Source organism: Shinella kummerowiae (assembly GCF_009827055.1).
GTDB classification, from domain to species: Bacteria; Pseudomonadota; Alphaproteobacteria; order Rhizobiales; family Rhizobiaceae; genus Shinella; species Shinella kummerowiae.
Genome location: NZ_WUMK01000007.1, coordinates 409,287 through 420,471, shown reverse-complemented (window position 1 = coordinate 420,471; position 11,185 = coordinate 409,287). Strand labels below are relative to the sequence as shown.

Below are 11,185 nucleotides of genomic sequence, written 5' to 3'. Positions count from 1 at the left end.
TTTAGGCGCCTATCGTTTTACTTTCTTGGCTCCGAGTGCCGCCACGACTGCATCGAAACTCTCCGCGACGTAGAGAACCAACGGGGTGGGAGCGCCGTTTTCTTTACTGGGAACAGACGAATTCACGACGATCTGGGTCCCGGCTTTATGATCGCTGAGATGTAAAACCTTTCCGAAATCAATAGCCGTTTTTGCGCCATCTGATTTGGTCAAAGTAAGCCACATTACTGAATGTCCTTCGTGCTTGGTATGCTTTGGAGACAGGCTCACAAAGCTGAGACGATGGCGGCTTATGCTGCCGCCATGGACACTACGTCCAAGGCTCTTAAAAAATTCGCACGAAAATATTCGATCAACTTCGGATTGTCTTCGTCAAGCAGGCGGGACGGCCAGCCCTACCACACACCATCCTCACCCCATGGTGGGCTGGGGTCCCAATATCCACAAACTCTGCAAATTTGCATATTACTGAGCATTGAAATAATCCATGTTTGTTAGATAGCCATGCACCGCCGGGTCCGGCTTGTAAAAAGTGCGCGGTGTCCCACTACTATCTATGACGCCAAAGCTGTCAGTAAGACCCCGAAGCTAGAGGACATCTATCCCACCGACTACGGAACCTTCGCGGGCGTCGCCGACGCGATTGCCCAGGTTTATCGAGGAAGTCTACAATGCCGAGAGGCTGCACTCGGCCCCTGGCTATCGATCGCCAGCGGAACTCGAAACCCAACTCGCCCAGCAGGCGGCTTAGTTTGAAGCGCCTCGCTGGTCCAGCCCGAGCAGTACGCTCCAATGCCGGGTCAGTTCTCAGTGGAAATCAACAGGAAACACCCTTCGGCCGCGGCAAGCTGCATTATCTACTCACCAATCCGATCTACGTCGGCAAGATCCGTCACAAGGATGCGGTTTATGACGGCGAGCACGAGCCGATTGTTGACGACGATCTCTTCCACCGGGTGCAAACAGCTTTAGCTATTCAGGCACCGAACAGGCGGTCCGCCACGAACACCCGAGATCGCCATCTGCTTGGGGGACTGCTCTGCGATGAGAGGGGCCGCAGCCTGCTGCGTTCCCATGCGCAGAACCACGGTCGTCGTTATCGTTACTACGCGTCGCGCCCTTACGATGCAGAGGTCAAGGGCATCCCTTGGCGTCTATCTTCAAACACGATCGAGCCGATCGTTGAGCAGCAGCTTCGCGATCTGCTGAACGACAAACTGCAATTGTCACGGTGGTGCGAGGATCTTCCTGAGGCAAAGCCCATTGAGGATGTCGCCGCAGCCGCAGCGGCACTCAACGAGCGATACCAGCGTCTTGATGATCACGTCACGAAACAGGAAATCCTGCGGAGCGTGTTTCATAGGATCATTCTCAAACCGGACGAGATCACGTTTGAAATATCGCCCCGCACCTTATTCGCCACACTTGCCGGTGATCGGTCAGTAGCGGCGAAGCATGGCGACGAGAGGGGCATCCTCACGATCGTCGTCCCCGTCCAGTTGAAGCGAAGAGGGGTCGAAAGTCGGATGGTGCTTCAAGGCGCGACAACACTTCAAGCGAGGAAAGACCCGATGTTGATCGGTATGATTGCCAGAGCCCATCTCTATCTTGAGGCCCTTACCGATGGCACCAATGCCAGCCATGCCGACATCGCGGCACGCTTCAATGCACACGGCCCCGACATCAGCCGTATTCTGCCTATGGCGTTTCTATCGCCAAAGATCACCGAAGCGATTCTCACCGGACAGCAACCGGTCGACCTCAGCATCGCTAAGCTCACCCGCATGCTCGATTTGCCGATTGGGTGGAAAGACCAGCACTCCCTGCTGATAAACTAAACCGAACATAACCCGGGGAAACAAATCGGCTTGTCGACCTAACAGGAAGACGAGCCGACGTCGTTCTGGCTACTTGGGGCTACCGGCGTCGATCAGGCCCCCGTGGTGTGAGTACCAAGCAAGCGAACCATACTCAAGAAACGGGCAGCCAAATCTCTGAAACTTTTGGCTGCACGAACTGCCAAACTGAGACGGTGCAGCGATTTAGCAGGAAGCCGGGGCGTATCAGGATGGAAATTAAGCGTCTCGGCAGCGCTTACCCGCAATAACGTCCTGAAAAATATAGATAACTTATATTATGCAGGGAGAGCGCTATTTTGCGTGAATTTTTTGGTAGCGGAGGAGGGATTCGAACCCCCGACACAAGGATTATGATTCCTCTGCTCTAACCTACTGAGCTACTCCGCCGCCCGAAGGGACGATCGACAACGCTGTCGTTTCCGTCCGGTGGGCGGCTTATAAGGCGCTGTTCCCGCGGGTGTCAAGCGAGGTTCTGAGAAAAATCGCTTTGTCCGCAAAGGCTTTGGCGGACAAAGCGTTTCAGGCCGCGACCGGGGTCGACAGAATGCGCTTGAGGGCATCTTCGGCGGCCGCTTCCCGCTCCGAGCGCAGGATGAAACCGCCGCCATAGATGCGGGCGTCCTCGCCTTCGCCGGAATAGAGCGCACAGGCCTGGCCGGGGGCTACACCCGCCTCGCCCTCGGCCAGTTCGACATAGATGCCGCTCTCGTTGGCCTGAAGGCGCGCGGGGCGCGGTGGCCGGGTGGAGCGCACCTTGGCGTAACAATCGAAGCCATTGGCGGCCACGGCCTCGAGGGCGCCGTCGCCGAGCCAGTTGATGTCACGCAGGTACAGGCGACGCGTTTCCAGCGCCTCCTTGGGGCCGACGATGACGCGGCGCGAGCGCGCATCGAGATAGACGACATAGAGCGGCTCACCGGTGGCGATGCCGATGCCGCGCCGCTGGCCGATCGTGTAGTGCAGGATGCCGTCATGGCGGCCAAGCACGCGGCCGTCGATATGCATGATCTCGCCGGCCAGCGCCGCATTCGGCTTCAGCTTGTTGACGATGTCGGTATATTTGCCCTGCGGCACGAAACAGATGTCCTGGCTGTCGGCCTTCTTGGCGACGACGAGGCCCATATCTTCGGCGAGCGCCCGTGTTTCGGCCTTGGAGAGATGGCCGAGCGGGAAGCGCAGGTAATCGATTTGCTCCTGGGTGGTCGCGAAGAGGAAGTAGCTCTGGTCGCGCTCCGCATCGACGGGACGATAGAGCGATCGGTGCTGCGGCGCGTCCGGCAACGGGTTGGCGCGCGAGCGGATATAATGGCCGGTGGCGAGCGCATCGGCGCCAAGCTCCTTGGCGGTGGCCAGGAGGTCGGCGAACTTGACGGTCTGGTTGCAGGCGACACAGGGGATCGGCGTTTCGCCGGCGATATAACTTTCCGCGAAGGGATTGATCACCGTTTCGCGAAAGCGCTTCTCGTAGTCGAGAACGTAATGCGGGATGCCGAGCGTTTCGCAGACGCGGCGCGCGTCGTCGATATCCTGGCCGGCGCAGCAGGAACCCGCACGGTGCACGGCGGCGCCATGGTCATAAAGCTGCAAGGTGATGCCGAGAACGTCGTAGCCCTCGCGTTTCAGGATACCGGCCACCACGGAACTGTCGACGCCGCCCGACATGGCAACGACGACGCGCGTATCTTCCGGCTTGCGATCGAAATCGAGACTGTTCACGCGAGGTCCGTTCCGGTGCTGCGTATCCTACCGCAGGGCACCTTTCCATTGGAGGCCGACACCGGCCGTTGCGGCGCCCCACGATCGGCAGAGCATCCTTCGGGCGACATATAGAAACTTGCCGCACCGAGGGCAAGAGAAGGCGGGAAACCCAGTTTTGCCGCCGTGCGAAGAACATGCCCTGCCAGTCCGGCGGGAGATTCCCGCAAGCGGGCTTCAGATCAGGCGCAGACGCAACGCGATGGCGATCGCCTGCATGCGGTTGACCGCCTGCAGCTTGCGGGTCGCGCTCTTGAAGTAGCTGCTCACCGTATAGACCGAGATGCCCAAAATGATGGCGATCTCGTCGCTGCTTTTGCCCGCCGCCGCCCAGCGCAGGCACTCGACCTCGCGGCTCGACAGTTTTTCACGGCCCGCCGTCGCGGCGACAAAGGTCTTTTCGAGGCATTCGAACAACTGTAGGGCGGCGAAATGCAGCTCTGCCAGTTCTGGACGGGCGAGTTGGGCGCGGGCGCCGGAAAAAACCATCAGATAGGGATCCGACGTCGTGGAATGCAGCAGGAAGGCCGTGGAACCGGAAAGGCCGTGGCTCTCGGCAAGCGCGATCGCCTCGCCGACCTGCGCATTTTCCCAGTCGGAGGGCGCGAGAAACGAGCTGTCGCCCTGAACCGGCAGCTTCGTCATGCCGGTCTCGATCGCCAGGCGGCTGACGTGGAAGAGGTTCATCGCATCGTATTTGCGCACCAAGTCGGCCGGCCAGTTGCTGACGAGCAGGCGTTCGGCAAAACGCTGCTGCGCATTGGCCGGGAAACGCGACACCAGGAAGTGGCTGAAGCGAAAGTGATGGGCGCATTGGCGCATGAGGTGCAGCACCTCATACTCGGTCTGCACGGTTTCGATGTTGGCCGAGGACAGGAATTCGGGCGACCAACCCTCCTGCAGGAGCATGTTGTCTGGATCTCGCATTTTCCGCTTCCAACAGCCGGCGCGGTGCGCCGGGCTCGTGTGCATTCTCGGTTCGGAAAATTTCAGGAGCACCCCATCAGGCGACGCAAACGTCGCTCGCGGCCATATCCCGAAGGGAGACAGCGCGCGGAGGGAATTCATTTGGATGCTTCCTGGGAGCTTCCGGTGCATCGATCCGATGCGCCCCCTAAATTTGGGGGCGTATTAGCAGCGTTTGAATAAAATAGAAATGAAATATTCGCATAGCTCCCATGCGACCGTAGGGCATGGATGCACGGGCAAACGTAAGGGAACCCGGGACTTCGCAAGAGGCACCACATCGGTGAAGCCGCTCAAATGATTAGAAAATTGTTACTGTGCGCTTAGGCAAATCTTAAATGTGGCAGGCTACAGTCCCGCCATATGGTCTTGAGTTTATGTAGAGAGTCCAATGACCGAACTGATACGACCCCGCGTTAAATACGTCATCGGCCCCGATGGCAGTCCTCTTACGATCGCCGATCTGCCGCCGGCCAACACGCGGCGCTGGGTGATTCGCCGGAAGGCCGAAGTCGTCGCCGCCGTACGTGGCGGGCTTTTGAGCCTTGAAGAAGCCTGTGAGCGTTACACGCTGACGGTCGAAGAATTCCTGTCCTGGCAGTCGTCCATAAACGATCACGGCCTTGCCGGTCTGCGCACCACGCGCATCCAGCAGTACCGCCACTAATCATTTTCTCCGGATCAAGACCGCAGCAGCCGCGACCAACGCGGCTGCTGTTTCATTTGGGGACTGGTTGCAGCCGCATTTGCAGCAGGCCCGTCATGATCGCCGAAGCGGTGTAGAACCAGAGGCCGGGCTGGGTAAAGGCCGAGGCCATGCCACTCGTCTTCGCCGCGACGATCACCAGCGCCACCAGCATCACATCCATCATCGACCATTTTCCGAGGATCGGCAGCAGCCGCGCGATCCAGTTTTCCCTGCCGCCGGATTGGGCCGGCGCCGTCGCCTCCATTGCGATGCCAAAGAGCTTGATCACCGGGAAGACGATGGAGAATAGCCCGACGAGCACAGCAAGCCCGCCGCTCCCCTGCTGCCAGAGCGAGACGACGATGTCGATCAGCGAAGGCGTTTCGTCGAAGAAATACAGCTTTTCGAAGCGCACGAGCGGCAGCACAAGCCCGAAGGCCAGAAACAGCGCGGAGAGAACGAGGAAAGCGGGAACGACAAGGATCATGGCACATATCGCAGTTTCGATGCGCCCTGCATAGCATTCGCCCGGCCGGGATGCAGCACACTGCGTTCACATCCTGTTGCCTTGCAGCGCAGCACGAGACAGGAAAGGATGGCGCCGACGCAACGAAGCGAGGACCAGATGGACATTCTCAGCGCAGAAACCGGCTCGAAGGGCCGCTACTATACCATCGTCGAGGGGCACGAGGCGGAAGTGACCTATTCCCGCGCCTCGCCGCAACTCGTGATCGTCGATCACACCGGCGTGCCGGATGCGCTGCGCGGCAAGGGCGTCGGCCAGGCACTGGCGGCCTATGCAGTGGAAGCGGCGCGCAAAGGCAGCTGGAAGATCATGCCGCTTTGCCCCTTTTTCCGCGCCCAGGCATTGCGTCACCAGGACTGGCACGACGTCGTCACGTTCTGAGGCAACGCGAAGAGCCCTCGTGAGCGGTCTTCCGGCCGCTCGCGAGGGTTCTTCAGAATCGGGTCAGGTCAGGCGCGCATCCGAACCGCGTTGTCGCGCTCTTCCAGTGCCGAAGCCTTGGCGAACTCCGCCTCCGCCTCTTCCAAAGCCAGTTCCGCCGCATCCTGCTGCACCTTCAGTTCCCGGATGGAGACCTGAAGATTGTCGGAGCGCTGCCGCGCCGCCTTGGCAAAGGTAGGATAAGCGAAGTGGTTGGAATCAGTGATCCCGGACTTCTTTTCTTCGATGGCGATCTGGCTTTCCAGTTCCTTCGACATCCGTTCGAATTCGGACATCATCAACTGAAGCTGGGCCAGCTGCCGTCTCTTGTCTTTCACCTGAAATTCCTTCAGGCGAACTAGGCTCTCACGCGACTTCATACGCAATACTCCCGTGGATAGCGAGACCCCGGCATTAAGGTGATCGACCACCGAAACAGGTGGCGACCGGTCACCCGGCATTCCAAATCAGCGCCCGTCCGCGCGGCGTTTCACCGCACGCCGGAGGCCGGCATTCCACCCGAAGCCCGGCAAAACGCGCCAAGCCCCAAAAAAATCTAGCGATATTAATAAAACCCTACCGCTGGTAACCTTTCGTTTACGGGCATCGTTAATCATAGGTTCGATGATTTAAGGCTCAGTAAATGCGGTTCGCTAAAAAAGAGGTGGAGCGCATTAATGAGTCGAAAGAGTCGGTTAGATGTGTTTCTTAAAGAGACAGTTTAAGAGTCACATTTCTGATTCATCCATAAAATCAGGGAGCTGCCTAAAATAATTAACAGATCGATACACCTTGCCAAAGTGAATCAGGATTTGTTAACCATTTCGTGGCAGCCTCCAAATCAGGCAACGACTGGATCCGTATCGCGTAGGGGGCCAGGTACCTTGAGCGGCGGAAAAGGGGACAGATATGCGGGTTCTACTCATTGAGGACGACAGCGCGACAGCGCAGAGCATCGAATTGATGCTGAAGTCCGAAAGTTTTAATGTGTACACCACCGACCTCGGCGAGGAAGGTGTCGATCTGGGCAAGTTGTATGATTACGATATCATCCTGCTCGATCTGAATCTCCCCGACATGTCGGGTTATGAGGTTCTGCGGACGTTGCGCCTGTCCAAGGTCAAGACGCCGATCCTCATCCTCTCCGGCATGGCCGGCATCGAGGACAAGGTCCGCGGTCTCGGCTTCGGCGCCGACGATTACATGACGAAGCCGTTCCACAAGGACGAACTCGTTGCCCGCATCCACGCCATCGTGCGCCGTTCCAAGGGCCATGCCCAGTCGGTCATCTCGACGGGCGAGCTTATCGTCAACCTCGACGCCAAGACCGTCGAAGTCGGCGGCCAGCGCGTGCACCTGACGGGCAAGGAATACCAGATGCTCGAGCTGCTTTCGCTGCGCAAGGGCACGACACTCACCAAGGAAATGTTCCTGAACCACCTCTACGGTGGCATGGACGAGCCGGAACTGAAGATCATCGACGTCTTCATCTGCAAGCTGCGCAAGAAGCTCGCAAACGCCGCCGGCGGCGCGAACTATATCGAGACGGTCTGGGGCCGCGGCTATGTGCTGCGCGAACCCGATGGCGACTTCGCCGAAAGCGCCTGATAGGCCCCTCTCCGCTTGAGACATTCAAACCCGCCTGCTGTGCAGGCGGGTTTTTTCTTGCCTGCGAGAATGCGGGGAAAGAGCAAACAAAAACGCGGCCGGCTCTTGCGAGCAGCCGCGTTGGTGGCTTCTGATTGGGGAAAGTGCGTTTAGGCCGCGATCGAAAGACTGCTGAACACCTGGGTCAGGATCTTGCGGTCGAACGGCTTCAGCAGGAAGTCGTCCGCACCCGCGCGCTTGCCCATCATCATCTTCTTCAGGTCCGCTTCGACCACGCAGTAATAGATGCGAACCGACTTGCCCTGCGGCAGGTTGCGGATATTGCCGATCAGCTCGAGCGCGCCATCCATCGTGGAATCGACGATGAGAATGTTCGGCAGCTCCGCCTCGCAGCGAACCAGTGCTTCGAGCGAGCTCGAGGCTTCCAGCACGAGGAAATTGAAGCCGGAGAGAATACGCTTTCCGACTTTACGAACGACGTCGGAACCATCGGCGATCATCAACCGCTGCATGCGCTGCTCCTAGCTCTCCCGCTCGTGATGCGCGGGAACGATACAGCCTGCAACTCTACCGGCGCCTGGCAAACAAAGTGTTAGCGGCCATGGTTAACGATACCTTGACCGCCTTTCGCTTACTCCGCCGCAGGAACGACCCGGGCCGAAAAGACGATCTCCTCGGGGCTCGCAGTCACATCGAGCTCCATGCCAGCCTCATCGGCGAGCAGCACCGTGTAATACGGCTGAATCGAATGGGCATCGATCGACTCTTCCGGCGTGCCGGAGAGGATTTCAGAGAACTTCGGCGGCACGCGCAGCATGCGGCCCTTGGCCGTAAGCTTGAAGACGGCGTCGAATTCCGGATTCTCGAGCGTGACGTCAATCGAGCCGCCGCGCGGAATGGCGCCGTAGGCCACGAGAAACAGATTGAGCAGCAGCTTGACCCGGTTCTTCGCGACGATGGCGCGCGGACCCGACCAGCTGACTTCGGTCTTCTTTTCGGCGGCCGCGAAATCGCGTGCAGCCTTCTCCGCCTCCCCCGTATCGATCGACGCGCCGACGGAGCCGGATGCGCCAAAAGCGAGGCGTGCGAACTTCAGACGGACGGAGGCGTTCAGCGCGCTGGTGCGGATGAGGTCCATCGCCTCCGCGTCGGCACCGCCCTCGTCGAGCAGTTCGAGACCATTGTTGATCGCACCCACGGGCGAGATGACGTCGTGGCATACGCGGCTGCACAGAAGCGCTGCCAGATCGGGACCGGCAAGCGTAAGATTCAGATTTTTCGCCATAAATTTCTCCCAGGTCCACGTGTTCGTTCAACGCAGCCGGCTTGACAGAGGCACATTCGCGGCAGTCTCCGCGACGCATAGCACGTCAGAATTGCGCGAGGCGTGCCCGATTTAAAGACAGCCATAATGACACCACATTTGGTAAACCGATTGTTAAGACGATCAGATCAAATTGCTACAGGAACGGGGCCGATACATGAAGGAAGGCGAACGGGACATGGCTATTTCAAATCTGGTCACGATGGTGCTCAGGATCGTAACAGCAACATTCTTGGCGCTACTTCTCGCTTTGCCGGCTCAGGCGCAGCAGAGCAGCAACCAGTATTCCATGCAGGAAATCGTCGATGCCGGCCACGGATTCTTCGGCTCGACCTCCGGTGGACTGGCCAAGGTCGTTGAACGCGCCTTCGAATCCTACGGCCTGCCGAATGGCTATATCCTCGGCCAGGAAGGCTCCGGCGCCTTCGTTGCGGGCCTGACCTATGGCGAAGGCACGTTGAACACCAAGAATGCCGGCCAGCACTCGGTGTTCTGGCAGGGCCCGTCGCTCGGCCTCGACTGGGGCGGCCAGGGCAGCCGCACGATGATGCTCGTCTATAACCTGCCGGACGTGAACGCGCTTTACGAGCGTTACGGCGGTGTTTCCGGTTCGGCCTATCTGGTCGCCGGCGTCGGCATGCAGGTCAACGTCAACCGCGACGTCGTGCTCGTGCCGATCCGCACCGGCGTTGGCGCCCGCCTCGGCATCAATGCCGGCTACCTGAAGCTGACGCGCCAGCCGACCTGGAACCCCTTCTGAACGAATGAAAAGGCGCTCTCGCCCGTCAGGTTAACCGAGAGTGTATTTCGCAGAGACAACCCCTGTGCAAGTTCGGACGAGCCGCTATAGTGTTCTCGTCCGAGACCCGTTTTGGAACGAGTGACCCGTGATCGAGTACGCCCTTCTCTTCGCGCTCGGCTTTCTCGCCGCCACGCTGACCGGTTTGCTCGTTGCCCCGGCCATCCAGAAGCGCATCGTCAAATTTACCGAAGCCCGCATGAAGGCCACCATGCCGCTGAGCCCGCAAGAAGTGCGCGCCCAGAAGGATATGGCGCGCGCGGCCTTCGCGACCGAAAATGCCCGGCTCTCCCAGAATGTGCGCCGCGAGCGGGAAAAACACACGCTGGAACGGGTGAAAAACGAGAAGCTGGTCGCCCAGGCCGCAGCGATCGGCACGGAAAATGCCGAACTGCACGCCCAGCTCGCCGACATGAACATCGAGGCGGGCGACATGCGCTCCGCCCTCCGGCGCGAGGAGCTGAAGAGCGAGCAGCTCAAGGTCGCCCTCACCACCGCCGACCGGGAGGTCCGGGGCCGCTCGATCGAGGTCGACAAGCTGAATGCCAGCATCGACCACCTGCGCGCCGACATCGACGACATGAAGATCGACCTCGCCACCCGCGATACGGCGATGGAAAACCTGAAGAGCCGGATCGGCAATCTCAAGGACGAGCGCGACAAGCTGCGCGAGGACTTGAAGTCGACGAGCCAGAATGCGAAAGCGCTGGAAGTTCGGCTCGCCCGGGAGGAAGCCCGCGTGCGGCAGATGGAGGGGCAGCTGGCACGGGAACTCGCCGGAAGTGCCGACAAGGACAATGCGATTGAACGGCGCATCGCGGAGGTCAACCGCCTGCGCGACAAGGTGAAGACATTGACGGTGGAAAACAAGGAAGCGGCGAAGTCCGCCCGTTCGAACGGGATCGCCCGCGCCACAGTGGCAAGCCGCCTCTCGCAGCGCCGCTCCGACAAGGTGACGCCGCCGCCCATCGACATCGTCGCGCTGGAAGAGCATGTGCGCGATCAGGGCACGGCGCTCTCTGAACGGCTGATGGCTGCGAAGACCGGCGAAAACGATGCCGCATTGCGCGAAGAAATGGCCGACCTTGCCAGCAAGATGATCGTGCTCACCGCCGCCCGCGAAGGTGCCGGCTCACCGGTGCATGATCTCATCGCCTCGATCGACCCTGCTCTTGACGGCGACGAGCAAAGCCTTGCCCAGCGCGTGCGTGCGCAGATCGGGCGAGACGAAAGCTGAGTT

12 protein-coding genes and 1 tRNA gene are annotated in these 11,185 nt (G+C 59.6%); 6 read left to right on the top strand and 7 right to left on the bottom strand.

The window, feature by feature from the left end:
- The first annotated feature begins 752 nt into the window (after positions 1–752).
- Positions 753–1,838 (top strand): recombinase family protein, encoded by a 1,086-nt coding sequence (locus tag GR138_RS20325; protein ID WP_160861074.1) that lies wholly within the window; start codon positions 753–755, stop codon positions 1,836–1,838.
- Between the two features lie 331 nt (positions 1,839–2,169).
- Here the strand turns inward: GR138_RS20325 and GR138_RS20320 are convergent.
- The 3 genes from GR138_RS20320 to GR138_RS20310 form a co-directional block, all read right to left on the bottom strand.
- Positions 2,170–2,246: transfer RNA gene (locus GR138_RS20320), tRNA-Met, on the bottom strand.
- A gap of 132 nt (positions 2,247–2,378) precedes the next feature.
- Positions 2,379–3,575, bottom strand: a complete 1,197-nt coding sequence (mnmA, locus tag GR138_RS20315) for a tRNA 2-thiouridine(34) synthase MnmA (protein WP_160861073.1) — start codon at positions 3,573–3,575, stop codon at positions 2,379–2,381.
- A gap of 216 nt (positions 3,576–3,791) precedes the next feature.
- The gene (locus GR138_RS20310) at positions 3,792–4,541 is read right to left on the bottom strand and encodes a helix-turn-helix transcriptional regulator (RefSeq protein WP_160861072.1); all 750 of its coding nucleotides are present in this window, start codon (positions 4,539–4,541) and stop codon (positions 3,792–3,794) included.
- A 430-nt stretch (positions 4,542–4,971) separates the two neighbouring features.
- On the opposite strand from GR138_RS20310, the gene sciP reads away from it, so the two are divergent.
- Positions 4,972–5,247, top strand: a complete 276-nt coding sequence (sciP, locus tag GR138_RS20305) for a CtrA inhibitor SciP (RefSeq protein WP_007769470.1) — start codon at positions 4,972–4,974, stop codon at positions 5,245–5,247.
- 52 nt (positions 5,248–5,299) lie between these two features.
- Here sciP and GR138_RS20300 read toward each other — a convergent pair whose 3' ends face one another.
- Positions 5,300–5,764, bottom strand: a complete 465-nt coding sequence (locus GR138_RS20300) for a paraquat-inducible protein A (RefSeq protein WP_160861096.1) — start codon at positions 5,762–5,764, stop codon at positions 5,300–5,302.
- 129 nt (positions 5,765–5,893) lie between these two features.
- On the opposite strand from GR138_RS20300, the gene GR138_RS20295 reads away from it, so the two are divergent.
- On the top strand, positions 5,894–6,175 hold the full coding sequence (locus GR138_RS20295; protein ID WP_160861071.1) for a GNAT family N-acetyltransferase: 282 nt from the start codon (positions 5,894–5,896) through the stop codon (positions 6,173–6,175).
- A gap of 68 nt (positions 6,176–6,243) precedes the next feature.
- Here GR138_RS20295 and GR138_RS20290 read toward each other — a convergent pair whose 3' ends face one another.
- Positions 6,244–6,594: a flagellar export protein FliJ gene (locus tag GR138_RS20290; RefSeq protein ID WP_160861070.1), complete on the bottom strand. Its 351-nt coding sequence runs from the start codon at positions 6,592–6,594 to the stop codon at positions 6,244–6,246.
- Positions 6,595–7,123: 529 nt separating this feature from the next.
- Between GR138_RS20290 and ctrA the strand changes: the two genes are divergently transcribed.
- Positions 7,124–7,822 carry a response regulator transcription factor CtrA gene (gene ctrA, locus GR138_RS20285; protein WP_024270822.1) on the top strand — a complete coding sequence of 233 codons (699 nt, stop codon included), beginning with the start codon at positions 7,124–7,126 and terminating at the stop codon, positions 7,820–7,822.
- A 149-nt stretch (positions 7,823–7,971) separates the two neighbouring features.
- Here the strand turns inward: ctrA and GR138_RS20280 are convergent, their stop codons facing one another.
- Together GR138_RS20280 and chpT are read right to left on the bottom strand one after the other, a co-directional pair.
- Positions 7,972–8,334: a response regulator gene (locus tag GR138_RS20280; protein ID WP_069061246.1), complete on the bottom strand. Its 363-nt coding sequence runs from the start codon at positions 8,332–8,334 to the stop codon at positions 7,972–7,974.
- Positions 8,335–8,453: 119 nt separating this feature from the next.
- Positions 8,454–9,107, bottom strand: a complete 654-nt coding sequence (chpT, locus tag GR138_RS20275) for a histidine phosphotransferase ChpT (protein ID WP_160861069.1) — start codon at positions 9,105–9,107, stop codon at positions 8,454–8,456.
- 217 nt (positions 9,108–9,324) lie between these two features.
- Here chpT and GR138_RS20270 point away from each other — a divergent pair, with 217 nt between their 5' ends.
- Together GR138_RS20270 and GR138_RS20265 are read left to right on the top strand one after the other, a co-directional pair.
- Positions 9,325–9,906 carry a DUF1134 domain-containing protein gene (locus tag GR138_RS20270; protein ID WP_160861068.1) on the top strand — a complete coding sequence of 194 codons (582 nt, stop codon included), beginning with the start codon at positions 9,325–9,327 and terminating at the stop codon, positions 9,904–9,906.
- Positions 9,907–10,033: 127 nt separating this feature from the next.
- Positions 10,034–11,182, top strand: coding sequence for a coiled-coil domain-containing protein (locus tag GR138_RS20265; RefSeq protein WP_160861067.1), 1,149 nt, complete (start codon positions 10,034–10,036; stop codon positions 11,180–11,182).
- The last annotated feature ends 3 nt before the right edge of the window (positions 11,183–11,185 follow it).

What these genes read in the sequence shown, in the direction of transcription:
- GR138_RS20290 (WP_160861070.1), bottom strand. Translation starts at nt 6,594, where the DNA reads ATGAAGTCGCGTGAGAGCCTAGTTCGCCTGAAGGAATTTCAGGTGAAA.
- chpT (WP_160861069.1), bottom strand. Translation starts at nt 9,107, where the DNA reads ATGGCGAAAAATCTGAATCTTACGCTTGCCGGTCCCGATCTGGCAGCG.
- GR138_RS20310 (WP_160861072.1), bottom strand. Translation starts at nt 4,541, where the DNA reads ATGCGAGATCCAGACAACATGCTCCTGCAGGAGGGTTGGTCGCCCGAA.
- sciP (WP_007769470.1), top strand. Translation starts at nt 4,972, where the DNA reads ATGACCGAACTGATACGACCCCGCGTTAAATACGTCATCGGCCCCGAT.
- GR138_RS20295 (WP_160861071.1), top strand. Translation starts at nt 5,894, where the DNA reads ATGGACATTCTCAGCGCAGAAACCGGCTCGAAGGGCCGCTACTATACC.
- GR138_RS20280 (WP_069061246.1), bottom strand. Translation starts at nt 8,334, where the DNA reads ATGCAGCGGTTGATGATCGCCGATGGTTCCGACGTCGTTCGTAAAGTC.
- ctrA (WP_024270822.1), top strand. Translation starts at nt 7,124, where the DNA reads ATGCGGGTTCTACTCATTGAGGACGACAGCGCGACAGCGCAGAGCATC.
- GR138_RS20270 (WP_160861068.1), top strand. Translation starts at nt 9,325, where the DNA reads ATGGCTATTTCAAATCTGGTCACGATGGTGCTCAGGATCGTAACAGCA.